This window comes from Nostoc sp. DedQUE04 (assembly GCF_034530995.1).
In the GTDB taxonomy this organism is placed as follows: domain Bacteria; phylum Cyanobacteriota; class Cyanobacteriia; order Cyanobacteriales; family Nostocaceae; genus Nostoc.
On the sequence record NZ_JAVRCA010000015.1, the window covers coordinates 21,803 to 46,491 of the forward strand.

Annotated in this window: 17 protein-coding genes and 1 pseudogene; 14 read left to right on the forward strand and 4 right to left on the reverse strand. The window is 42.6% G+C overall.

What is annotated here, in order from left to right:
- Positions 1 to 143 precede the first annotated feature (143 nt).
- The 7 genes from yidC (at position 144) to RM049_RS13115 (ending at position 7,820) form a co-directional block, all read left to right on the forward strand.
- The gene (gene yidC, locus RM049_RS13085; protein WP_322704460.1) at positions 144 to 1,295 is read left to right on the forward strand and encodes a membrane protein insertase YidC; all 1,152 of its coding nucleotides are present in this window, start codon (positions 144 to 146) and stop codon (positions 1,293 to 1,295) included.
- Entirely contained in the window at positions 1,292 to 1,819 is a 528-nt protein-coding gene (locus tag RM049_RS13090; protein ID WP_322670949.1) for a protein jag, read from the forward strand. Before yidC ends, RM049_RS13090 begins: the two co-directional genes overlap by 4 nt.
- A 172-nt stretch (positions 1,820 to 1,991) precedes the next feature.
- On the forward strand, positions 1,992 to 2,519 hold the full coding sequence (locus RM049_RS13095) for a DUF177 domain-containing protein (RefSeq protein ID WP_322688582.1): 528 nt from the start codon (positions 1,992 to 1,994) through the stop codon (positions 2,517 to 2,519).
- Between the two features lie 294 nt (positions 2,520 to 2,813).
- The gene (locus tag RM049_RS13100; RefSeq protein ID WP_322704461.1) at positions 2,814 to 3,497 is read left to right on the forward strand and encodes a hypothetical protein; all 684 of its coding nucleotides are present in this window, start codon (positions 2,814 to 2,816) and stop codon (positions 3,495 to 3,497) included.
- A 277-nt stretch (positions 3,498 to 3,774) separates the two neighbouring features.
- Entirely contained in the window at positions 3,775 to 5,286 is a 1,512-nt protein-coding gene (locus RM049_RS13105; protein WP_322670952.1) for an AAA family ATPase, read from the forward strand.
- A 444-nt stretch (positions 5,287 to 5,730) separates the two neighbouring features.
- Positions 5,731 to 6,240: an SH3 domain-containing protein gene (locus tag RM049_RS13110; protein ID WP_322704527.1), complete on the forward strand. Its 510-nt coding sequence runs from the start codon at positions 5,731 to 5,733 to the stop codon at positions 6,238 to 6,240.
- 161 nt (positions 6,241 to 6,401) lie between these two features.
- A complete protein-coding gene (locus RM049_RS13115; protein ID WP_322704462.1) occupies positions 6,402 to 7,820 on the forward strand; it encodes a peptidoglycan-binding protein in 1,419 nt (472 codons plus the stop codon).
- Between the two features lie 32 nt (positions 7,821 to 7,852).
- Here the strand turns inward: RM049_RS13115 and RM049_RS13120 are convergent, their stop codons facing one another.
- Both RM049_RS13120 and RM049_RS13125 read right to left on the reverse strand, forming a co-directional pair.
- Entirely contained in the window at positions 7,853 to 10,879 is a 3,027-nt protein-coding gene (locus RM049_RS13120; protein ID WP_322704463.1) for an SMC family ATPase, read from the reverse strand.
- A gap of 355 nt (positions 10,880 to 11,234) precedes the next feature.
- A complete protein-coding gene (locus tag RM049_RS13125) occupies positions 11,235 to 11,459 on the reverse strand; it encodes a hypothetical protein (RefSeq protein ID WP_322704464.1) in 225 nt (74 codons plus the stop codon).
- Between the two features lie 134 nt (positions 11,460 to 11,593).
- Here RM049_RS13125 and RM049_RS13130 point away from each other — a divergent pair, with 134 nt between their 5' ends.
- The 4 genes and pseudogenes from RM049_RS13130 (at position 11,594) to RM049_RS13145 (ending at position 18,939) form a co-directional block, all read left to right on the forward strand.
- Positions 11,594 to 13,894 carry an NACHT domain-containing NTPase gene (locus RM049_RS13130; protein ID WP_322704465.1) on the forward strand — a complete coding sequence of 767 codons (2,301 nt, stop codon included), beginning with the start codon at positions 11,594 to 11,596 and terminating at the stop codon, positions 13,892 to 13,894.
- A 388-nt stretch (positions 13,895 to 14,282) separates the two neighbouring features.
- Complete coding sequence (locus RM049_RS13135; RefSeq protein WP_322704466.1) at positions 14,283 to 15,002, forward strand: conjugal transfer protein TrbI; 720 nt, start codon at positions 14,283 to 14,285, stop codon at positions 15,000 to 15,002.
- Between the two features lie 1,640 nt (positions 15,003 to 16,642).
- Positions 16,643 to 17,272 (forward strand): annotated as a pseudogene (locus RM049_RS13140) (S-layer homology domain-containing protein); the annotation flags it as partial.
- 425 nt (positions 17,273 to 17,697) lie between these two features.
- A complete protein-coding gene (locus RM049_RS13145) occupies positions 17,698 to 18,939 on the forward strand; it encodes an S-layer homology domain-containing protein (RefSeq protein ID WP_322670960.1) in 1,242 nt (413 codons plus the stop codon).
- Between the two features lie 212 nt (positions 18,940 to 19,151).
- Here RM049_RS13145 and RM049_RS13150 read toward each other — a convergent pair whose 3' ends face one another.
- Positions 19,152 to 20,072: an AraC family transcriptional regulator gene (locus tag RM049_RS13150; RefSeq protein ID WP_322704467.1), complete on the reverse strand. Its 921-nt coding sequence runs from the start codon at positions 20,070 to 20,072 to the stop codon at positions 19,152 to 19,154.
- Positions 20,073 to 20,368: 296 nt separating this feature from the next.
- Between RM049_RS13150 and RM049_RS13155 the strand changes: the two genes are divergently transcribed.
- The 3 genes from RM049_RS13155 to RM049_RS13165 all read left to right on the forward strand — a co-directional run bounded on the left by RM049_RS13155 (position 20,369) and on the right by RM049_RS13165 (position 23,179).
- On the forward strand, positions 20,369 to 21,334 hold the full coding sequence (locus RM049_RS13155; protein ID WP_322704468.1) for an NADP-dependent oxidoreductase: 966 nt from the start codon (positions 20,369 to 20,371) through the stop codon (positions 21,332 to 21,334).
- Positions 21,335 to 21,355: 21 nt separating this feature from the next.
- Complete coding sequence (locus RM049_RS13160; protein ID WP_322704469.1) at positions 21,356 to 22,165, forward strand: SDR family oxidoreductase; 810 nt, start codon at positions 21,356 to 21,358, stop codon at positions 22,163 to 22,165.
- Between the two features lie 126 nt (positions 22,166 to 22,291).
- Positions 22,292 to 23,179 carry an aldo/keto reductase family oxidoreductase gene (locus RM049_RS13165; RefSeq protein ID WP_322680872.1) on the forward strand — a complete coding sequence of 296 codons (888 nt, stop codon included), beginning with the start codon at positions 22,292 to 22,294 and terminating at the stop codon, positions 23,177 to 23,179.
- 25 nt (positions 23,180 to 23,204) lie between these two features.
- Here RM049_RS13165 and RM049_RS13170 read toward each other — a convergent pair whose 3' ends face one another.
- Positions 23,205 to 24,557, reverse strand: a complete 1,353-nt coding sequence (locus RM049_RS13170; RefSeq protein ID WP_322704470.1) for an ATP-binding protein — start codon at positions 24,555 to 24,557, stop codon at positions 23,205 to 23,207.
- Positions 24,558 to 24,689 lie beyond the last annotated feature (132 nt).

Here is a 24,689-nt window from a genome sequence, read left to right on the forward strand (position 1 = left end):
GAGCAGGGGGATAAGAACCAATGCCCAATGCCCAATGCCCCATTTATAATGTGCGGCTATCCGTAGCGAAAGATAGTCGCCGACAATTCATGATTTAGATAAATTAGATTCAGTTTACAGTACCTCAGGTTGAATTCAGAATAATGGATTTTGGTATCGGCTTTCTCTCGAACAACGTGATGCTGCCAATCATAGATTTCTTCTATGGTATAGTGCCTAGCTACGGATTAGCGATCGTTGCTTTGACCTTGATAGTCCGCTTCGCGCTCTATCCCCTGAGTGCTGGCTCAATTCGCAATATGCGGAAGATGCGAATTGTACAACCTCTGATGCAGAAGCGGATGGCAGAAATCAAAGAGCGCTATAAGGACGATCCGCAAAAGCAGCAGGAGGAAATGGTTAATGTCCAAAAAGAATTTGGCAACCCTTTGGCAGGCTGTTTTCCATTACTAGTGCAAATGCCAGTTTTGTTAGCGCTGTTTGCTACCTTGCGGGGTTCGCCTTTTGCAAGTGCGAACTACAGCGTTAACCTGCAAATTCTTCCCGCAGAACAAATCGAACAAATTCAACCACAAGCCTTTGCTACTGCTCCGCAAAATATTTACATTGCAGATGGGGAACACGTTAAAGTAGCTGCTATTATTCCTAGCGGAAACAAACTAGCAGTAGGAGAACAAACCAAGATACAGTATCAGACTGTTGCAGGTAAACCATTTCAGGTACTCTTAGCAGAACACCCAGAAAATAAGCTGGTTCCTGATTGGAAAGTTACCAAAGGTGAAGATAGGATAAAAATTGATGCCCAAGGCAATGTAGAAGCCTTGCAACCAGGAGAAGTTACTATTCAAGGAACAATTCCTGGATTAGCAGCAGAAAAAGGCTTTCTATTTATTGACGCTTTAGGTAGGGTTGGCGCACAAGATCCAGATGGCACAATCCACTGGGATATCGTTGCCATGATCGTCTTTTTTGGAATCAGCCTTTATGTTAGCCAAATGCTTTCCGGGCAAAATTCCAGCGGTGGCAATCCGCAGCAGGATACAGTTAACAAAATCACCCCCGTCATCTTTTCTGGGATGTTCTTGTTCTTCCCCCTACCAGCTGGGGTGCTGATGTATATGGTGATTGGTAATATTTTCCAAACCGCCCAAACTTATCTTCTCTCCCGCGAACCTCTACCGGAGGAACTACAAAAAATTGTAGAAACCCAGGAAAAAGAAGCAGCAGTCACAGAACAGAAAGCATTACCGTTTGAACCAAAAAGTCCTAAGAAAAAGGCGGCAGGGGGATCATGAGCGACATTCCAATGCAGAGAGGTCAGCAATGGTTAAAAACCCTGCTGGAACTCACTGGAATACCTGCTGAGATTCAGGGTCATTTAGAAACTGCCCAATCTCAAGACGGCGATTCTCCAGAACCAGATAACTACTGGTTGACTATTGACCAAACCAATTTGACATCAGAACAAATCCAGGTGTTAATTGGTGCTGATGGTTCTGTGTTAGATGCGATTCAGTATCTAGCAAATTCGGTTCTAAACCTCAGCCAACCGCCGGAGGAACAAGCCTCTTTCACTATTGAGTTAAATGGCTACCGAGTCAAAAGAGAAGCCGAAATTCGCGCATTAGCAGAAGCAGCAGCCGATGAAGTGCGCTTTTCTGGTAGAGAAGTGGAAATCAAATCTCTTAGTTCTGCTGAACGGCGTCAAGTTCATACCTTCTTAAAGGAATTTGGAGATTTAGAAACCTTCAGTCGCGGTAAAGAGCCACATCGCCATCTGGTTGTTTGTCCCGCTTCGTTGGAAGGAGTTAGGAGTTAGGAGTAGAGACGCGATTAATCGCGTCTGTACAGGAGTTTGGAGTTAATTGAAAACTCATAACCATATATAATTTCAAAATTTCTCTTTTTATTAAGGGATAAAATAAAGATTCAGTATCAGTATAATTGCTGATAATCTAGATAAATTTTAGTGAGGATGTCTCACAAATCCTATGGACGCAATTTATATTCCGCAGCTAACTAGAGCATCGGAGCGAACAGAGGAAGTTCAAGTTAAGGAATTTCTGCCTGGTCTAGAAACGTTAACACCAGTTCGCGGTCATGTGCGCGTGCAACATCATGGCAATTACCTGGAAGTGTCAGGTCAGGCAGAAACAATTATTACTTGTACCTGCAACCGTTGCTTGCAGCAATACAATCGCCGTTTAGGGGTTGATACAAAGGAAATCATCTGGTTAGATGAAACTGCAAATCAGGCAAATGACTTGCCCTTAGAAAGGGAAGTGGTTATGGAAGATTTGCTAGAAAGCTTACCGCCCGATGGTTATTTTTATCCCAACGAATGGCTGTATGAGCAGATGTGTTTGGCAATACCGCAGCGCCAGTTATGCGATCGCAATTGTCCAGGTATTCCTGTAAGTAGTACTGTTGATAGTCCTGATACTTCTGATAGTCGTGAAACTCCTGTTGATAACCGTTGGGCTTCTCTAGAAGCACTTAAAAAGCAACTTCCGGGGTAGTAATTTGCTAATTCCGTCAGACTGAAGTCTGCACTTACATGAACTAAGCCTGTCTACACAGGCTTATTGTTTTATTAGTGAAAATGTCGATTAACCCCACAATCCCGACATTAATTTAAACGAAATAATTTTTTAGCGTTAATTTATATCTAATAAATTAAAATGCTTGTGTTAAGAAATGGCCTATCTTCTTAATATGATTTGACAACTTCAACTGTATTAAAACGAACCTATGAAAGATAGATAACACACTGGTTCTAGGTTCCTATATCTAGTTAACGAAAAAAGTTAAAGATGAAAGAAATATTAAATAATTTGGAAGCATTGGGTTTTTATTCTTATGAAAATTCAACTTTAGTTCCCATAATTCAAGCATTACAGTTAAATAACAATTCAATTTGGTTAAGAGATGGAAAATATAAAAGATTGAATACATTAGATATAACATCATTTCCAGAAGCAGAGGAACTGATGGATAATGAACCGGACGAAGACGATAACTTTTTGTATTTATACAGACCCTTACCACCACATCGTTGCTTTACTCTAGATAAAGAAGATTTGTATGAATATCCACCAATGATATTTGAAGATATTTACTTATGTAATAGTTTAAGCAGATGTGGCGTTATCATCGAGGATGTAGATGAATATGAGGATTCTGAGGGCAATTCGCATCTAATTACCAATGTAGGCGATTTTTTAATTTGCCCTTACGAATTTAGAACGTCATATACTCAAAATTATTTAAAATGGCGGGTTGTTACCGCAAGAATTCTGTTGATGCTTAATCTTATTCTGTCTCAAGCAGATAGTGATGCAAGATTTTATCTACTAAGTGAAGAAGGTAAAGAGGGAGATACTATTGTAGTTTTGATAAATCCACCTATGTTTAAGTTTTTTCAAGACATTAGCGAATTAGAAAATCAAGATTTACCAAAGCCTATCGAGAAATATTTTGAAAGCATCTTGTTCTAATTTGATAGCGGCGACCTCGGAAAGAAGTTGCGACGAAAAGGCAGATGAAATCCTTAACAGCAATTACTTATAGGCATTAATAAAATATATTGCTCAACGGAAGTGTAGAGGTTAGCCCTAGATACAATAGCTAAAGTATCCATAGGTATCTTAATCTTATTCTGTCTCAAGCAGATAATGATGAAAGATTTTATATACTGTTATATGTTGGTTTTTTAGTTGTTAGAAGCGATACAAACCTGAACAATGAGAGAAGAACTAATAACCACACCCAAATATGAACTTCCGTGAAGAGTTTAAACTGCTGTTACGTGCCCGCTACCCCTTGATTTATATTCCTACATACGAGGAAGAACGGGTAGAAGCAGCTATCCGGGAAGAAGCAAGCAACCAGGGTAATCGCCCGGTGTATACTTGGGATTTTGTCGATGGCTACCAGGGAAACCCCAATGATGTTGGGTTTGGGCGACGTAACCCGTTGCAAGCTTTGGAATTTATTGAAAAATTACCAGCTTCCGCACCTGCGGTAATGATTTTACGAGATTATCATCGCTTTTTAGAAGATGTGGCGATCGCCCGCAAACTCCGCAATCTGTCCAGACTTCTCAAATCGCAACCAAAAAATATTGTATTACTGTCGCCGCGCATCGCCATCCCTGATGACTTAACGGAAGTGCTGACAGTCGTCGAGTTTCCCTTACCAGCCGCCTCAGAAATTAAAACTGAGGTAGATCGCTTACTACAAAGTACTGGTAACTCCCTTTCTGGAAAAGTTTTAGATGATTTGGTGCGCTCTTGTCAAGGACTTTCGATGGAACGGATTCGCCGCGTTTTGGCAAAAGCGATCGCAACCCACGGAGAATTGCGACCAGAAGACGTAGAGCTGGTTTTGGAAGAAAAGCGCCAAACTATCCGCCAAACCCAAATCCTGGACTTCTACCCCGCCACTGAGCAAATTTCTGATATTGGCGGACTGGATAACTTGAAAGATTGGTTGATTCGGCGGGGAGGTTCATTTACAGATCGAGCGCGACAGTACGGATTACCGCACCCCCGTGGTTTAATGTTGGTGGGTATTCAGGGAACTGGTAAATCGTTAACGGCAAAAGCGATCGCTCATCACTGGCATTTACCCTTGTTACGTTTGGATGTGGGCAGATTATTTGGTGGTTTGGTGGGTGAATCAGAATCTCGCACTCGCCAAATGATTCAAGTAGCTGAAGCCCTTGCTCCCTGTATTTTATGGATTGATGAAATAGATAAAGCCTTTGCAGGGCTTGGTAGCAAAGGTGATGCCGGAACAGCCAGCCGTGTGTTTGGTACTTTTATTACCTGGCTAGCCGAAAAAAGCTCACCCGTGTTTGTCGTCGCCACCGCCAACGACATTCAAGCTTTACCGCCGGAAATGCTCCGCAAAGGGCGATTTGATGAAATTTTCTTTGTGGGTTTGCCTACTCAAGAAGAGAGAAAAGCAATTTATGATGTTCATTTATCCCGACTGCGCCCCCATAATTTGAAAAGTTATGACATCGACAGGCTAGCTTATGAAACCCCTGATTTTTCTGGGGCCGAGATTGAGCAAACTTTAATTGAAGCGATGCATATTGGATTTAGCCAAAACCGCGATTTTGCTACCGACGACATTTTAGAAGCAGCCAGTCAGATCATACCCTTAGCACGAACTGCCGTAGAGCAAATTCAGCAACTCCAAGAATGGGCTGCTGCTGGGAGAGCGCGTTTAGCATCTAAACACAATCCTTTGAGCGAACGCCTCCGGCGCACTACGTGAACCCAAAAAAATGTAGAGACGCAGGAGTGCTTACGTCTCTACAAAGATTTTGGATAACGCATATTTAATTTCACCAGATGTCTATTCAGCATAGCTACAATAATCAGTTAGTCAAAAGTCAATAATGATGAATTATTATGGACTATTGATTTTTATACTGATGGGTTATTTGCCTCTGAGTTTTCACGTCATGTGGAAAAGCCAATGGAAAACCTAACCCCCCAGCCCCCCTTCCCTTGTAGGGAAGGGGGAGAAATCAAAGCCTCTCTCCTTCTAGGGGAGAGGTTTGAAGAGGGGTTTTCCAGATCCCGTGAAAAGTCAGATTTGCTTCTCTACTCGTAACCCTTGAGAGCCAGTTAAACACCACTCTCCTCAATGGATGGGGAAAATACGCAGATAACTGGCTCACCTACACCCTTGACTCTTGATAATCAGGTTTTAATTATGTTGTCTGGCTTAACAAAGTTTATACTGGGGTTTTTCTTAGCGATCGCTGTGCTAATAGGTGGCGGTGCTGCAATTGCACTCTATTTTATGAATCGCACCGGCATAGCCCCTGCCAAACCCATTTTTTCTAATGATAGTCCTTCAGTGAAAGCCCAAGCTCCTAAAAAAACTGAGCCTGGAGAAAGTAAGCCCGCTCTTACACCTGGAACATCTACTCAATCGTCTGCAAGCCCAACCTCTACTCCTACAGAATCACCAAAGGCTACCCCATCATCCAAACCATTACCATCGGGAGCTTACCGAGGACGTGTTAGTTGGGCTGAAGGCTTGAGTTTGCGATCGCAACCAAATCAAGAAGCTGAAAAAATTGGTGGAGTTGCTTTTAATCAAAAAATTATTATTTTGTCAGAAAGCGAGGATAAAGCTTGGCAAAAGATCCGTTTGGAAGATAGCGAACAAGAAGGTTGGGTGAAAGCAGGTAATACTGAAAAAGTTGATGAACAATAGGCATTGGGCATTGGGCATTGGGCATTGGTTATTCTCCTTGTCCTCTTGTCCCCTTGTTTCCCTCATCCCCAGGACACTTACTTGTAAAGAATCATACGAAAAGTAATTCTTACATATAGTCAGTGGTATACTTTTTTATATTTATTAACTTAAAAAAGCAAGTGAAAACAGGGGTAGCTAGCTTAATCAAGCTTGCCTCAGTCTACGAGGCATCCGAAAGCATCAAGGTTGTTCCTATCGTAGTTAATTTTAATTTTTTAAATTGGAAAAAGTTATCGACTTTTGGTGCAATGCGTCTTTTGTCTGTGGCTCTGATTACGGGGCTTTTGAGTATTGCTGGAGAAGTTTTAGCACTTCAGAAAATAGGAAGTAATGGGCCTGAAGTTAGCAGTAGCCAGAGATGTTTAAAAAAGTTAGGCTATTTTAACGGCCCAGTGACAGGTAAGTTTGCTAGCTTGACTCAAAATGCTACGATCAAATTCCAGCGAGCCAATAGAATATCGGCTGATGGAGTTATAGGTGTTAGCACTCAACGAGCCTTGCAACGAGCATGTCAAAGTCGAAGTTCTAATAGAAATATCAGTGGCGCATCACGTTCGCCAGTTGGTCAATATCCTACTCTTTCTCAAGGCAAAACTGGTGCAGCCGTCACAAGATTACAACAGCGTCTACGGCAGTTAGGCTACTTTAATACTAATCCCACTGGGAATTTTGGACGAATTACTAAAGATGCTGTAATTGCATTCCAGCGAAGTTATCGCATAACTGCTAACGGGATTGTGAATCGACAAACTTGGAACGCACTAATGGGTTCTTCTCCGACTCCAGGAAGATCGAGTCTTTCCACTCAACAAGTCAGAGAACTGCAAGTGCGTTTGCGGCAGCTAGGTTATTTAAATGCTGATGCCACTGGGAATGTTGGCCCGATGACTAGAGAAGCTGTAATTGCATTCCAACGAAATAATGGATTACCTGTTGATGGCATTGCTAATGCCCAAGTTTTGGACTCAGTACGTAGAGTCTCTACAGGTAGTATTCAACAACCAGGTAGAAATTATCTCACTGTAGGCGATCGCGGAGAAAATGTCAGATTAGTTCAAGAGCGTTTAGCGCAGTTGGGTTTCTCTAATACTAATCCTGATGGACTTTTCAACGATTACACTAGACAATCTGTGATTGCATTCCAGCAATATTCTCGAATTAATTCTAGTGGAAATGTAGATTGGCAAACTTGGGAAGCATTAGGGTTGAATGGTTCAACTGGGGGCAATTACACTCAAACTAATGATTATGTATTAGCTGACACTAACCGCTATGCATTACCTCCTGCCAATGACAATGTAGTACCTGTTACTAATGGCAACACATTAGTTGCTAATAATCCTTACAGAGTAATAATTCCCATTTCCAGTAATGATACTCTGAGTAAAGTGCAACAATATATACCCAACGCTGTCGCGGAGCAATCCAATTTAGGGGATTATGTGAATGCTGGAGCATTTAGCGATCGCGCCCAAGCAGAAACGCTAACGAAAAAGCTCCGCTCGTTAGGTCTGGATGCACGGGTAAAATACAATTAACTAATTCGTAATTCGTAATTCGTAATTCGTAATTAAATTGACAAGCTCAACTGGGAACCTTCCTGAGTTTTATTCACTTCAATCCTGGCTTGGAAGGCTTCTTTGAGGTGGGGCATGTGGGTGACAGTGAGGATGCAGGCGAAATCAGAAGCGATCGCATTAATCGCCGCAATCAAGCGATCGCATCCTTCGGCATCCTGTGTACCAAAACCCTCATCCACAATCAACAGTTGCAACGCCGCCCCCGCCCGTTGCGCTAATAGTTTTGCCAAAGCCAAACGGATAGCAAAGTTAATTCTAAAGGCTTCTCCACCTGAGTAAGTTTCGTAAGCTCGTGTTCCTCTAGAATCGGCGATTAAAATATCTAAGGTGTCTATCAGTTTGGCATTTTTCTTGGTTGATTTAGCACTGCGTCCAGCTTTTTGAGTAATAAATTGTACATGAAATTGATTACCACTCAAACGCGAAAGTAGTTGATTTGTTTCGGCTTCCAGTTGTGGCAACACATTCTCAATCATCAGTGCTTGGATACCATTTTTACCAAAAGCTTGCGCTAATTCCTGATAAACCCGATATTCCTGCTTGCAAGCTTGTAATTGCTGCTGCTGTTGTTCATACTGAATTTGCAGGGTTTCCAATTGATGCGCCAGTTGTTCTAAACGCCCCAATTTGGCTATTTGCTCATCAAGTTGCCGTCTGCGGATTGCTAACTGCTGCTCTAAAGCTTGAATTTGGGCAGATGGGTTAGCTGTTGCTTGTAGTTGCCCAATAATACTTTCGATTTGGGTGCCAAGTTTTTGCCGCTCCGTTACTCTGGCGCTTCTGGATTCCTCCAACTCTTGCAACCTTGTCTGGAGTTGGGGATACTGCTGCTGGGCTGATAGCAGTTGTTGATACCGCAAATGCCAAGATTGAGCTTTCTTTGCAGCCATACGCAGATTGTTGTGCTGCTCGGAACTGTAGCCAATTTCAGTAATGTGACGCTCAAGCGCTGCGATTTGTTTAGCACATTCAGAGTCAATCCGATCTTGCTGAATTCTGACTTGTAATTGGTCAATTTGCAATTGAAGTTCTGGTTTTCGGGCTAATAGTTGCGCTTGTCTCTTAGTTGCATCTTTTATTTGCCCTTGTTTAATTTCTGCCCAGCGCCACCGCTCAACTTCGCTCCGAGCTAAGGCGTGGTCTTGTTCATTATAATTAACTTGTTGCAGATATTGGTCTAGCTGCTGGAGTTCTGCTTGTTTATCAGGAGCGTAATCACCAGCTTGGAGCGATCGCTCTAAATGCTGTTTTTCAGCAGCAATTTGTTGTAACTGTTGTTGCACATCAGTTGTCGCTTCTAACTGGGCTGCTAACTGTCCCCGGTGTTCGCGTAAACCATCGTAGCCCGCCAATTGTTGGGATATGTCGCGATATTCTTGTCTGAGTGTCTGAATTTCTTTGTCAGATACAGCCAATTGTTCCCGCACTACCCAAAACTGTCCTTGAGTATCCTCTAACTCACTTTGGGTTTTTTCCACCACGCGACTCCAGTGATGTTCGTCTAAAGGACGCTCGCATAATGGACAAAGTGCTTCAGGATTTTGCAGCATTTGCAATTTCTGCTCTAATTCTCCCAGCAGTTTTTCATAATCCCGTTGGTGAGCTTGCAAACGTTCAATAAAATGCCGCCTTTCTTGCCCTTTTTCTTGGACTCGTTGCAGATAAACCCGCTTTTTCTCCAGTTCCTCAATTTGAATTGCCACATCCATTACCGCTTGTTGCAGTTGTGGTTGGCGACTGTGCTGGCGTTGCAATTGGTTCTCAGTGCTTTGGAGTTGTTCGAGTCGTGCTACTAAACCAGCATGAGTGCGATCGAGTTGGCTTTGTAAAGTTGCTCGTTGTTGCAACAAGGGAGTCACTTGCATTTGCAATTCATCTAAACGAGCAACATGGTGACGGGCTGCGGCTAGTTGTGACAAAGCGGCTTCGACTTCACCTGATTTAGTTAAAGTTTGTTGAATATCTCGCTCTTGTTGCTGCAAAGCTTCTAGCTGCGCTTGGGCTTGTTGCAGTTGCCGTTCGATTTCGTGAATTTCTTTGGTAAGCTGTTGTTGCTTTTGTTGGCGATTTTGTTGAGCGCGAGTGTACTCTTCAAATTTGACAGCAAAAGCTTCTTCTTGAGATTGGAGACTTTGATATTGGGCGTATCCGGCTTTAATCTCAGCTTCTTGGTGTAATATTTTTTCTAAATCTGATAGCTGAGAGCCAATAGCTGATTGTTCTTGTTGGAGGCGATCGCAATCTTGGGTAAGATTTTGGTATTGCTGCTTTATAAAGCTAAGTTGTTGTTCCCAATTTTGGCGCTGGTGCTGGACAACTTGCAAACTTTGTAATTGAATATTATCAAAAGCTTGCACCTGTTGCAGTTGGTTGAGTTCGGCTTCTAACTCCACCCTTTGCGCTTGGGTAATCTGGCGTTGTTGCAGCTGAATTTTTATCGATTCCAAAGAACGCTCTAACTCTACTGCCTGGGCTTTGAACTGACGAGAAGATTCCTTTGCTCGTTCTTCTAAATCATCGTACTGATTGAGTTTCAACAACTCCGCTAAAATTTCTTTGCGTTCTGTGGGACGCTTGAGCATGAATTCATCTGCGCGACCTTGACGTAAGTAGGCAGAATTAATAAATGTATCATAATCAAGCTTGATGTGTTCTAAAATCAAATCTTGGGTTGCTCTTACCCCTTTGCAAGTGAGTGAGCGAAACCCAGATGGTATTTCTATTTGAAATTCGAGGACACTAGTACCTCCCCGAATTCGGGTACGAATCACCCGATATTTTTGCTGGTTACTTTTGAAAGTAAAATCAACCCGAACTTCTTTCGCACCAGAATAGATGACATCATCTTCAGCAGTGGCGCGGCTTTCACCCCAAATTGCCCAAGTGATTGCTTCTAAAAGGGAGGATTTACCCGCACCATTGGAACCACAAATACAAGCCGTATGCAAACCGCCAAAATCTAAAGTTGCATCACGGTAACTAAGAAAGTTTTTGAGGATAAGTTGTACTGGGATCATTCACGCTATAGCGCCATATCTACTTTTAATAAATAACAGTACAGATGCACTGTTTGTTAGTTTAGCTATCTAGATATCAGGTTTCTAGTCTTGAAGACATCAATTTTACAAAAATTTACAATACTATCAGTCAATTTTTCTTATTGCATGAAAAAGTTTTACTGTCTTCGGAGAAAAATGAAACTTTCCAGGAGACTTTTCGTTATTTTTTTCTATTGTCTGAGGAGAAAACATTCTTATTTGATTTGTGAGAATTGAAAGTGACAGATCCCTGACTTATCAAAGAAGTCGGGGATCTTGTCTCTTACGAATTATTTAGGATTGCGATAGTCGCCAAGAGAGAATTTGTCATAGGCTAATTGCGATCGCGATCGTTTGACCTTAACCGAGGTATCAACAATTCAATGTATGTACCGATAGTAAATTTGGTTAAATCTAGAAATTGAGAGCGACTCTTCTCGTCAATAACTGCAAGTGTGAGAGAACCAATCACCGTAATCAGCATTACACTAGCTAACACTTCATCCCTGAAAGAAAATTTCTTGGATAACATTGAAGCACCCCAAATCGTTTGAATCACTATATTCCTAGCTTTACAGTCGAGTGGTTGTTGTAGGCTTAAATACAGGCTTGTTATATGAATGACTTGTGTATGCGATGAGTATGAATAGCCAATTTGGCAGTTAGAATCAGCAAACGTGTAGTGGTTAGGTTATGTCGGGGCGATCGCTTTCCTGTTCTCCAGAAGGTATCCAAAAAGCAAAAAAAGCTTTAATTCGTTATTCTTTAACTCAAAAAGCATTAGCTCAAGAGTTAGAAGTAACTCGCCAGCCGATCGGAAAGTTCTTTACAGGTAAACCTGTTGACCGCAATCTCTTTGTCCAGATTTGTGACAGGCTAGACCTAGAGTGGGAAGAAATAGTTGCTGAACCAGCCAGTGAACCAGAGGTAAATCAAGATAACAGCATTGATATTGATGCGATCGTGCAAGAGGTACGCAAAAAGATAAAACCCAGTATTCAAGAACGTTGTGGCACAATGCGGGTGTTAGATATGACTCAACCCATCGGCTTGAATGATATTTACACTAGCGTTAACATCCTGGAAAAAATTATTGGGCGACAACGGTTAGGAATTGATGAATTATTGCAACAGTATAGTAGCGAAGATTTTGACCGCTTTGAACTGGGCAAAATTACTCAAAAACGAGTGCCAGGACTAGAGGCAGTAGAAAAATATCCTAAGTTGATGATTTTGGGTAAGCCAGGGGCAGGAAAAACTACGTTTTTGAAGTATTTAGCGATTCAGTGTATTGGAGGTAAGTTTCAGGCTGAACGCGTACCAATTTTTGTCACCCTTAAAGATTTTGCTGAAGCTGCTAATAAACCAAGTTTACTGGAATACATCAGTCAGCAATTCTCCAATTGGAGGGGAGTCGGGGCAAGACAAACTGTGTCTCTAAAAAATGAGCTGTTAAAACACGGTAAGGCATTAGTTTTACTTGATGGCTTGGATGAAGTTAGAGAAGAAGATAATAGCCACGTCTTCAAAGAGATTAAAGAATTTTCTGACGATTTCCAAAACAATCACTTTGTCATAAGCTGCCGAATTGCAGCACAGGAATATACCTTTGAGAAGTTCACGGAGGTAGAAGTTGCTGATTTTGACGATGAACAAATTGCTACGTTTGCAACTAACTGGTTTAAGGATAAACTTGTCAAGCCAGAAATTTTTATTAAACGTCTCGAAGAGAATAACCGCATTAAACAACTTGCTGCAAGTCCATTGCTATTGACGCTCCTATGTTTAGCATTTGAAGAGTCAGGGGATTTTCCAGCAAATCGTTCTGAGTTATACAAAGAAGGATTAGATGCACTACTGAAAAAGTGGGATGCTAAACGCGGAATTCAACGTTACCAAATTTACAAAAAGCTATCGGTTCAACGGAAAGAAGACTTACTTAGTAAAATTGCTCTAACTACGTTTGAGCGGAGTGATTATTTCTTCAAGCAGAAAGCAGCAGAGCAATACATCACAGAATACATACGCAATTTACCAGATGCCAATAATGACCCAGAAATATTGCAACTAGAAAGTGAGGTAGTTCTGCGTTCAATTGAAGCCCAACATGGACTATTAGTAGAACGGGCAAAAGGGATTTACTCATTTTCCCATTTAACATTTCATGAATATTTTACTGCTCGAGAAATTGTGATTGTCCAACAATCATCAGAGGAGGCATTGCAAAATCTAGTCAACCACGTAATGGAAAAACCTTGGCAGGAAGTATTTTTGTTAGGGGTTGGGATGTCGCCAAGTGCAGATATTTTGTTGAAGTTGATGAAAAAGAACATTGATGCGATTGTAGTTGACGATGATAAGTTGCAACAGTTTTTGCAATGGGTGAATCAAAGATCCCTTTCAGTTCAACTTCAATGCAAGCCAGCAGCTATTCGTGCTTTTTACTTTGAATATGACTGTGAGCTTGATAGTTTCCGTATCCTTTCTCGTACCCTTGAACTTGACTTTGAAGTTAATCATGAACTAGCTCTTACCCTTGCGTGTGATGTTGACGAGCAGTTTACCCTTACCTTTGCTGATGAGTATGAGTTTAATCTTTTCCTTACCCTTGCCATTGATCTAGCACGTATATTGTTTGTCCTTACGCTTGAGCCTAAAATGCAACAAGCACTCCAACAACTGAAAGCTCAACTACCTTATGTAGATGGTGGCATAGAAATATTTAAGCAATGGTGGAAAATCAAGGGGAAGTCTTGGATTAAGCAATTGAGAGCGGTGATGATTAAGTATCGTAATATTGGCCATGATTGGCAGTTCAGCCAATACCAGAAAGAATTACTAAGGCAGTATTATGATTCCAATACGTTACTAGTAGAATGCTTAAATAGCGATTGTTATGTCAGCCGTGAAGTGCGACAGGAAATAGAAGATACTTTGCTATTACCGATCGCAGAGATTAAACAGCGCCAACAGCAATCATACATACCCATATAATAAATAGTGAATTATTCGTTAAAAAAGCGAAAATATTTCACAAATATTCGCAAATAAATCTAGAATGGAAGCAAGAGTTCACAGTCAACCCATTCGCCTCTATTCAATGGCTTAGATATGTGGACATGAGTAATAAAACAGCATTTTGGAACAAAATGATACTCATTTACGTCGTGTAAACCTTAACCTTGGATTTTAGTAACGCACATTAGCAGAATACAAATTCTGACAAGCGATGTCTATGACGGTTTACGTCTGTGCGATCGCAAAAACTTCCCATCATAATAAGTACTTGTATACGCCTACAGACAGGTTCAAAAACAGTCAGAAACAAACTCAGTGAATCCTCGTCATTAAATACATCACATACACAAAGGACAACCCTCTTATGACTCGCCTACATCAATGGAAATCTGGAACTGCTGCACTTATGGCAATGGCCGTTACTGCAACCGTCATTAGCCCCCTATTGAGCTTGGCTCCTGCTAATGCTCAATACAACATTGGGCAAAACAGAAATGGGCAATACGGAAATGTGACCATTCCTTCTGGAGTTAACCTTCCTGTAACCTACGAAAAAGAGACAATTACTATTGCTCCAGGAGAAAGTAAATCTCTAACCTTGAGAATAGCCAACGACATTATCGACAGAAATAGAAATGTCTTAATTCCTGCTGGTACTAAAGTAAATGGACGGCTAGAATCTGTTGACTTAGATAGTTATTCTAGAGATACAAGAAATGATGATAACCAAGGAAAAGGCGTGCGGTTTGTCGCTCAAGAATTAGAATTTTCTAACGGTCAACGTCAGTCGATTAATGCAACTTCTCGGACATACACCACAACTCAAAGAGTATCACAGAAGCCCAACACTACTCAGGTTTTAACTGACGCAGCTATTGGTGGAGGTGCTGGTCTTTTAGGTTCATTAATTACTGGTAATCGCAAAATTGACGATTTAAAACCTGTTATTGGTGCGGCTGCGGGTGCAGGTGCGAGTGTGCTGTTGCGGAAAAAAGAAGGAAATGCCTTTGTCCTTAGACCTGAACAGGATTTAAGGCTTACATTGAATTCTAACTTGAATTTAGTACCACAATCTCGCTACTAGATTTAACTTCATTCAAGTTGTGAATTTAATCCTCCCTGATATGCGATCGCCACTTTAACTAGAGTGTGCGATCGCCTTTATTTTTAACCTTAAAAAATTCTCTTGAACAGCAACTATTTCACCTCTGTATCGTCTCGATCGATATCGATATTTATTGTAATACTTGTTTAAAAATTAGCTCTATTGTCTTCTGTATCTAAAAGAGTATTCAAAATTATGGAATATCCTGATACTTTTATTAAGTAGTAGCGATCGAGGAGCTTTTTCTTGTGGTAATTCAAGGTTTGAATTTAAGCACATATCTTGCAATTCCTGTAGTATTAAGTCTTTTGGTTCCGGGAGACAATATAAAAGTATCTTCAGTTGAAAACGCCAGTCAGGTATCCACTAACAAGGAAGTGAGTCTATCTAGCGGTGAGCTAATCAGCGCTAATTCAACACCGAAAACATACTATGTTAGTGGTAGTGGAAACGACAATAATAGCGGACTTTCTACTTCATCTGCCTTTAAAACAATTCAAAAGGCAGCAGACCTTACGAACCCTGGCGATACAGTATTGATTATGAACGGAGTATACACAAATACAGGCAAAGCTGGGAGTGTAGTAAATATTATACGTTCTGGAACTGCAAATGCATGGATTAGGTATAAAGCATATCCTGGGCATTTCCCAAAAATTCAGCACAATACATGGAATGGGATCACGATTTCAAATAAAGCTTCATATATCGAGGTCAACGGGCTAGAGGTTATGGGAAACAATGCCAATATAACCCTTGATTACGCGATGAGTCAGAAGACTAACAAACAAAACCCACTGACGAATGGAAACTGTATCAACATTGATGGTCGAACCAATGGTCATGTTCATCACATCCGTATTTTGAACAACAAAGTGCATGATTGTGGAGGAGCAGGTATTTCAGCAATTCAAGCAGACTATGTGACAATAGATAATAATGTGGTATTTAATAATGCCTGGTACAGCGTTTATGGTTGCAGTGGCATTTCAATGTTGAATAATTGGAATTCTGATAACAACCAGGGATACAAGATGTTTGTTACCAACAACAAGACCTACAACAATCGTATGTACATCCCTTGGATTGCAGTTGGAAAGATTACAGACGGTAATGGCATTATTATCGATAGTACAAGAAATCAAGACAACTCAAAATTGGGTGTATATAAAGGACGTACTTTAGTTAAAAACAATCTTGCATTTAACAATGGTGGCTCAGGGATTCATGCATTTTTTAGCGACCATGTTGATATTGTAAATAACACAGCTTTTTTAAATAATCAGAGTCCAGAAATTAATGGGGGGCAAATATTTGCTCATACCTCATCCGATGTCAGAATTCTCAGGAACATTCTCTATGCTTTTCCTGACAAAAATATTAATAACAACACTAAAAACAAAAACGTTGTTTATGATTATAATATCTATCTCAATAGCTCTAAGATAACTGCTAAGGGGCCTCACGATATTGTTGCAGACTCAGAGTTTTTAAGTAAGCATCCCACTCTCGAAAAAATCTCTGACGATTGGAAATCACTAGAGAAACAAAATCCGCCAACGCGGACTGTTATACAGGCTAATTCAGCAGGTTTTGTTTGCGATCCAGTGAATTATCCTTTGCAAGGCAAACAGATCGTAGTGGGATGCTCCTCGCTATCTTCAACTCAAACTGCTTTTTCTGATGTTTCATCTAACTATTGGGCGGCACAATTTATTCAACAATTGTCTGGGCAAGGTGTAATTGCCGGATTTCCCGATGGTAGTTTCCGCCCAGAAGAACCAGTGACACGCGCTCAATTTGCCGCGATGATCGACAAAGCTTTCCCAAAAGCCCAGCAACGGCAGGCAATCAATTTTACTGATGTGCCTAGCAACTATTGGGCATCCAGTGCGATTGGGCAAGCTTATACTATTGGTTTCTTATCTGGTTATCCTGGAAATCGCTTTGAACCTAATCAAGCTATTCCCCGCGAACAGGTTTTAGTTTCCCTCGCTAATGGTTTGAAATATAGTCCTAGTGGCAATACCGAAAGCACTTTGAAATACTTCAACGATGCCTCTAACATCACTAGCTATGCCCGTAGCCCGATCGCAGCAGCAGCCCAAAAGCAAATTGTGGTGAACTATCCAAATGTAAAGTTACTAAATCCAACTGCAACAGCTACTCGCGCCCAGGTAGCAGCTTTTATCTACCAAGCATTGGTTAGTTCTAATCAAGCCTCAGCAATTAACTCGCCTTATGTTGTGTTAAGACTTAGCAATTAACTCGCCCTATACAATAATTGTCGGGTCTACTACTTCAACACCTGTATCAGTCACAATTAGAATCTGTTGATTTAGATAGTTATTTAATAGGCGATCGCTACTTTAACTAGAGTGTGCGATCGCCTTTACTTTTAACCATAAAATTTTCTACTCAACAGCAACTATTCTTTCTCTAGATCGTCTCACTCCGTATCTATATTTTTGGAAATCTGCTAATAGAGAATAGTGTGATGATATTACTTCTATTAGCTAGTTCGTTTGGCATAGATGTCTTAATGAATTTAATGATGACTGCATGACTAAAGTAATGGTTTTGACAAAAAGCAGAAAAATTAGGAACCTTGTACTTTAGTAAATGTCTAACTAATTAACAGTAAAAAAAATAATAAAACTGGAGCAAAAAAATAATGTTTAACTTAAATCGTTGGCAATCTAGAACAGCTGCACTCATGGCTTTGAGCGTCACAGTCGGTACTGTAGCGCCTTTCATTACAGCTTCACCATCTTTAGCTCAAACGACTTTTTCTGATGTTTCATCTAATTATTGGGCAGCACAATTTATTCAACAATTGTCACAGCGAGGTGTAATTGCCGGATTTCCTGATGGTAGTTTCCGCCCTGAAGAACCGGTGACACGCGCTCAATTTGCCGCGATGGTTAACAAAGCTTTCCAAAAAGCACAGCAACGGCCAGCAATCAATTTTGCTGATGTACCTAGCAACTATTGGGCATCTAGCGCAATTGAACAAGCTTATACCATTGGTTTCTTATCTGGTTATCCCGGTAATCGCTTTGAACCTAATCAAGCTATTCCCCGCGAACAGGTTTTAGTTTCCCTTGCTAACGGTTTGGAATATACTCCTAGCGGTAATACCGAAAGCACTCTGCAATACTTCAACGATGCCTCTAACATCGCTAGCTATGCCCGTAGCCCGATCGCCGCAGCAACTGAAAGGAAAATTGTGGTGAACTATCCGAATGTGAACTTCCTGAATCCAACTGCAACCGCTACTCGCGCCCAGGTAGCAGCTTTTATCTATCAAGCATTGGTTAGTTCTAATCAAGCCTCAGCAATTAACTCACCTTATGTTGTGGCTGTCGGATCTACTACCCCAACACCTACATCAGTGACAATTGCCCAAGGGACTACTATTCCTGTGAAGTATGACAAGGCAGAAAAAATTCTCGTTACAAAGGATGAAACATCGCCCTTGACATTGACAGTATCTCAAAATGTGGTGACGCAAGACGGAGCTGTAGTGATTCCTGCTGGTAGTCAAGTTGTTGGTCAACTCAAACCTGCTACAGGCGGTTCTCAATTCGTTGCCGAGAAACTAGTTTTGACCAATGGTCAAGAGTATCAACTTAACGCTAGTTCTGAAGTGATTACCAAAACTGAAACCGTCAAGAAGGGTACTAGTGTTGGTTCAATTATCAAGAATACTGTATTGGGCGCAGGTGCGGCAACTGCGGTATCTGCTGTCACAGGCGATCGCGCCATTGCCACAGAAGAAGTCTTGGGTGGTGCTGGTATCGGTGCGTTGGTTGGTCTGTTCTTCGGCAAGAATAGTGTTGACTTAATCGCCATTGACCCAAATACCGATTTACAAATGACTATCAATCAAAACTTATTGGTTTCATTAAGATAGTCATTAATACATCTAAAGCCGAATTGTAAGAATAGCGTAAATACTAATATATTTAGTATTTACGCTAGTTTTTTATCAAACTAAAATCTTTTAGAAAATTGCTGAAACTAAATTTAAGTTAAGCAAATTTTTTACGCCGTTTTTTATTAGCGTAAGCTTGTACCATTAATTACGAATTACGAATTACGAATTACGAATTAGTAATTATTCGGTCAAGCCGTTCGTAACCGTTCGATGTCTCGCATCGGTGGCGCACCGAATAGGCGGGAATATTCCCGGCTGAACTGTGAGGGACTTTCGTACCCGACCTGATAAGCAGCAGAGGTTGCATCACAATCTTCCGTCAGCATCAGGCGACGAGCTTCCAACAGTCTTAACTGCTTTTGATATTGAAGTGGACTCATTGAGGTCACTTGCTTGAAGTGCTGATGAAACGACGAAGTAGACATTCTTACCTGCTTTGCTAAGTCCTCGACTCGCATCGGCTGAGTAAACTTAGACTTAATCCGTTTAATCGCTTCAGCAATTCGCTGCATACTGCTGCCAGATGTAGCAATTTGACGCACGGCTTCACTTTGTTCCCCCATCAGCAGACGGTAGTAGAGTTCCCGAATCATCATCGGTGCCAGCATAGGAATATCCTGTGGCGTATCTAAGAGCTTAGTGAGGCGAAGGGCACAGTCAAGCAACGTGGGATCGGCGTTGCTCACAAATAAGCCTCGGACGGAGTTCTCTTTCTTCGCTGAACTAAAATTCATTTGAGCAGCCATTTCACAAAGTTGCATTGGGTCTAGGGTCAGCTTTAATCCCAAATACGGCCGATCGCTTGTCGCCTCAACGATACACCCACCGATGGGGAGATCGACTGAGACAACAAGACATTGCCCGATCTCATAGGGATACGTTTCCTCTCCCAGCACTATGTTTTTCTTGCCTTGAACGAGAATGGCCAGACGCGGTTCATAATCCTGGTAGATGATGGCAGATGACGCATTCGATCGCGAAAAGCTCAATGGTGCGATCGCAGTTGGATAGACAAGGTTGTTATTGGGTTCGGTGTGCCGCTCCACTAATGCCGCCAGCGCTTCGCATCGATCTGCAACTACCTCAGAATTGGGGATAACGAAAGTCATGGTAAAGCCTCGACTCATTCAATGCCCTACACGATTATAGAATGTCTTCAAGCAATCCATGCTGGAGAATTAGGCAAGGATCGAAGAGTTTTAGGCATTGGAAACTCTGAATCGAATTCGTAGGATGAAAGCATCTCAAGCAAGACCTTAAAGAGTCCGAACAACGATGCCGCATTTGTTTCCTGAAATTAAAAACTTCTTGGAGGAAATGGCAATCCGTCCAAACAAACTTTGAAAAGTTTTACGCCTTTGAACTCTTCAATAACAACTGAAGCAATAAGCAGGAGAACCTATTTATGCAAAATACTCCGCAACAAATGAAAGCAATGGCTGTGGACGAGTTCGGTCATGCTGACAAGCTGACTTTGCACACCTTACCCGTGCCTATGGTAAATGCAGGCGAAGTTTTGATTCGCATCGAGATTGCCGGAGTTGGCATCTGGGACGCAATGGAGCGTGAAGGCGATCTGGTGTATAACGAAGTCCACTTTCCGCGCGTGCTGGGTGGCGAATGTGCAGGCACGATTGTTGCCATTGGCGACGGCGTTGAGCGTTTTGCTGTTGGCGATCGCGTTTACGCCCAGAGCTTCATGAATGACAAGGGCGGTAGCTATGCCCAATACGTCGTTGTATCTGAAAAAACGGTCGCGTCGATACCCGATGGTCTCGATATGCTGATGGCAGGCGGGCTACCCATTGCTGGTATCACAGCGCTAAACAATTTGCTGGCACTGGGGATAGGCAGCGAAACCAAATTAATGCTGTGGGGCGCGAGCGGCGGTGTCGGTCACGTGGCGCTGCAACTGGCTAAACGTATGGGGGCACACGTTTTCGCGATCGCATCTGGTGCAGACGGCGTAGAACTGTGTAAGCAATTGGGTGCCGACGAAGCGGTAGATGGACGCGCCGACGACGTTGCCCAACGCGCCCGCGCTTTTGCCCCCGATGGTTTCGATGCAGCGCTGGTGCTGGTGGGCGGCGATACAGTTCAATCTACGCTGAGTTTGGTGCGCCAGGGTGGGATCGTCTCCTTTCCTAACGGCGTGATGCCCGAACCCAAAGCGCCCGACGGTGTGGAACTCAAGAAGGCAAATGGCTTCGCCGACCCGATGTTGTTAGACGAACTTAACCGATTGATCGGTATCGGTGAGTTTCAAGTTCACATCGCGCAGACATTTGCGCTGTCAGAGGCGGCACAGGCGCAGGATGCGATGAAACAGCACTATCTGGGTAAAATCGTGTTGCGCGTGAGCGGCGAATAAGCGCTGATTGAATTTTCAGTTTTGACAACAACTTTACTCTCAACAAATTTTGACATCTTTGCAGGAAAAATACCTATGAATCTCACGGACAACACCATCCTCATCACTGGCGGCACAAGCGGCATCGGTCGTGGGCTTGCCGAGGCTTTCTATCAACGCGGTAATCAAGTGATCGTCGCAGGTCGCCGTCAACATCTTCTCGACGAAATCACCGCCGCTCACTCCGGTATGCACGGGATTCAACTTGACGTTCAAGATCCGGCGGACATCGAAGCCTTTGCGTCCCGCATTCGAGAGCAGTTCCCTAAACTCAATGTTCTAATCAACAATGCCGGAATTGCTAAGACGGAAGACCTCACCTCAGATCCGATCGATTTCTTTGCGATCCAGTCTATGATTCAGACTAATATTGTCGGTGTACTTCACCTCACGGCGGCACTCCTCCCGACTCTCAAACAGCAACCGCATTCAACAATCATCACCACTACCTCTGGCTTGGCTTTCGTTCCCATCAGTCCATATCCGACTTATTGCGCGAGCAAGGCTTTTCTACACTCTTGGTTGCAGTCGCTTCGCGTTCAGCTTCAAGAAACCTCCGTGGAGGTTCTTGAACTTGCCCCACCCTATGTACAGACGGAACTTGGCGGGGCTAGTCAGGCGACCGATCCTGCCGCAATGCCACTGGCTGACTTTATTGCTGAAGTGATGCAGATTCTCAGCACTCCCAACCCGCCCCACGGCGAAATCCTTGTTAATCGTGTCAAAGCACTACGATTTGCTGAAAGGAACGGTGAGTATGAGCAAATATTCGCAAGCCGCAACGAACAATGACAAGCGATAGGAATCTATCGATCGCCAGGAGAGGGCTGCGATCGCACGCAGCGAGATCAATGAGAAATGGACTCTACAAAATTGCTTTCATTAAATCACTAAAAAATTCTTGGAGAAAGTAGCAATATGTCTGAGCAAACGAACCTTGGTGGGAATTTTACGCTGCCGAACACTTCAATAACAGTGAAGCGCATAGGTTATGGTGCCATGCAACTCGCGGGCCCGAATGTAATGGGTGCGCCGCGAGATGTGGATGCAGCCGTTGCTGTTTTGCGCGAAGCGATCGCACTTGGCATTAATCATATCGATACCAGCGACTTCTATGGGCCTCACATCACGAATCAAATTATCCGACAAGCACTGCATCCCTATCCGGAAGATTTAGCGATCGTCACTAAGGTGGGAGCGCGTCGTCCTGAAGATGGATCGTGGGTTCCCGCGATGTCGCCGCAGGAACTAACCGAAGCGATTCACGACAACCTGCGTAACCTCGGACTTGATGCGATCGATGTTGTCAATCTCCGCTTGATGGGTGACGTTCATGGGCCATCGGAGGGTTCTCTTGCAGAGCCGCTAACGACCTTAGCCGAACTTAAGGAGCAGGGATTAATTCGTCACCTCGGTTTGAGCAATGTCACACCTACGCAGTTGGCAGAGGCGCAAACGATCGCAGAAATCGTCTGCGTGCAGAATCAGTACAACGTAGCGCACCGAGAAGATGACGCTTTCATTGACGACCTCGCAAAGCAGGGAATTGCTTATGTGCCGTTCTTCCCGCTGGGTGGGTTCAATCCGTTGCAATCGTCAGCCCTCGATGCTGTCGCAGCATCACTTGGAGCTACACCGATGCAGGTCGCCTTGGCATGGCTGCTTCAGAGATCGCCGAACATCCTGTTAATTCCCGGAACGTCATCCATTAGTCATCTGCACGAAAACACCAAAGCGGCAGACCTGCAACTTTCACCGCAAACGATCGCACATCTCGACGCGATCGCTACAACTGCGGTTCAGTGAAAACATTATTGTCCAAGGCTAAAAACTAATTCTCAACTTCCGGCAACCAAATAATAAATGTAGTTCCTGGCGCATTGGGTGAAGTGAATTTAGAGTTGATTGCAGGGCTGAAAACCTCAATTTCACCCTGCATTTGCTCTATTAATTGTTTAGCGATCGCTAACCCCAAACCTGTACCTGGGATTTCTGTTTGCGCTTGTACTCCGCGATAATGCCGTTCTCCAAGATGTTTTAAATCTTGGGGTGGAATGCCGGGCCCGTTATCACTAATAACTATTCCCTGAAAATTAGCTTTTTCTTGCCCCGCCTGAATCAAAATTTTGCCACCAGTGGGAGTGTATTTCAAAGCATTATCAATAATATTAGTTAACACCTCTCGTAATGCTTTGACATTGGCACGTACTAGGGATGAATTCTCTTGAATTTCAGTTATTAGTTTTAGCTTTCGCTCTTGGGCGATCGCTTTGGCTGATATTAATAATGGTTCTAATATATCTGCTAGGGAGCAGTCAACTGCTTTATCTCCCGTTCCTGGTAATAATAACGGAGGTTTAGCATCTTTTTGGATAGTTGCTTCTACAAATACTTCTTCAGGGAGATGTAGTGGTGCTAAATCTGCCTCTGTCAAATCAATTACTTGATCGAATTGTTGCAGCAATTCTTGGAGGCGATCGCTTTCTCTGACAATACTATTTGCCACATCCCGGTTAGCATCTGTTGGTCGTAGTCGTTTCAATAGGAGTTTGCCAAAAGTCCGTAACGCCGTTAATGGGTTACGAAACTGATGCAACAAATTATCCAGCAAATCTCGCTGTTTTTCTTGGAGAATTTGTTGCTCGCGCAACTGTTGCTCAAACCATGCTCGCCGCTGATCTAAAATACAAGCGATCGCTAATGTTTGGGCTATCCGTTGAATCTGACTTTGTTCGTGTTCATTCCATACCCGATCTTTCCTACCTGTCACTAATAACCCCATCATCACACCCTCATAAATCAAAGGTAAAACAATTTGGTTGCCACTAAGTAGGTATTCCTCTTTGAGATCGGGTTGAGACGTATCTGGTATCTCAGACTCCCGTGACGAAGTTGGAGATTCTGAACCTGCTGTCAATAACCTTCCCTGTTGATTGGGTAATATAAACGCCTTTCCAAGTTGAAGTTGCTTGTATGCCGTCGCTTCAATAGTTTCCTCTCCTGGCAGCAATAATGCTGTTTCCGGGTAAATCACCACAGGAATCAGTTTGGCATCGCCAGAAGGAGTATCTACCAATTCTTGTGTTAAGTACACAATACTTAAAGTTGCTCCTAGCCCTTGGGTTAGTAGCGCTATTTGCTCTCGACACAAAGCAAGAAAATCAGAACTGGCAGACATTAACATTTTTTAGCTTTTGCTCAAGATTATAGATTTTGAGGCATGATGTAAGAGAGGATACTTAATTTTTACCTCACTCATTTCATCAAGCTTAACTAAAATCTTCAAAAGAGATGGTTTGTACTAAGGAATTATATT

Coding starts and splice junctions, on each gene's coding strand:
- RM049_RS13090 (WP_322670949.1), top strand. CDS start 1,292: ATGAGCGACATTCCAATGCAGAGAGGTCAGCAATGGTTAAAAACCCTG.
- RM049_RS13155 (WP_322704468.1), top strand. CDS start 20,369: ATGCAAAATACTCCGCAACAAATGAAAGCAATGGCTGTGGACGAGTTC.
- RM049_RS13095 (WP_322688582.1), top strand. CDS start 1,992: ATGGACGCAATTTATATTCCGCAGCTAACTAGAGCATCGGAGCGAACA.
- RM049_RS13120 (WP_322704463.1), bottom strand. CDS start 10,879: ATGATCCCAGTACAACTTATCCTCAAAAACTTTCTTAGTTACCGTGAT.
- RM049_RS13170 (WP_322704470.1), bottom strand. CDS start 24,557: ATGTTAATGTCTGCCAGTTCTGATTTTCTTGCTTTGTGTCGAGAGCAA.
- RM049_RS13105 (WP_322670952.1), top strand. CDS start 3,775: ATGAACTTCCGTGAAGAGTTTAAACTGCTGTTACGTGCCCGCTACCCC.
- RM049_RS13100 (WP_322704461.1), top strand. CDS start 2,814: ATGAAAGAAATATTAAATAATTTGGAAGCATTGGGTTTTTATTCTTAT.
- RM049_RS13165 (WP_322680872.1), top strand. CDS start 22,292: ATGTCTGAGCAAACGAACCTTGGTGGGAATTTTACGCTGCCGAACACT.
- yidC (WP_322704460.1), top strand. CDS start 144: ATGGATTTTGGTATCGGCTTTCTCTCGAACAACGTGATGCTGCCAATC.
- RM049_RS13135 (WP_322704466.1), top strand. CDS start 14,283: ATGACTCGCCTACATCAATGGAAATCTGGAACTGCTGCACTTATGGCA.
- RM049_RS13110 (WP_322704527.1), top strand. CDS start 5,731: ATGTTGTCTGGCTTAACAAAGTTTATACTGGGGTTTTTCTTAGCGATC.
- RM049_RS13130 (WP_322704465.1), top strand. CDS start 11,594: ATGTCGGGGCGATCGCTTTCCTGTTCTCCAGAAGGTATCCAAAAAGCA.
- RM049_RS13150 (WP_322704467.1), bottom strand. CDS start 20,072: ATGACTTTCGTTATCCCCAATTCTGAGGTAGTTGCAGATCGATGCGAA.
- RM049_RS13145 (WP_322670960.1), top strand. CDS start 17,698: ATGTTTAACTTAAATCGTTGGCAATCTAGAACAGCTGCACTCATGGCT.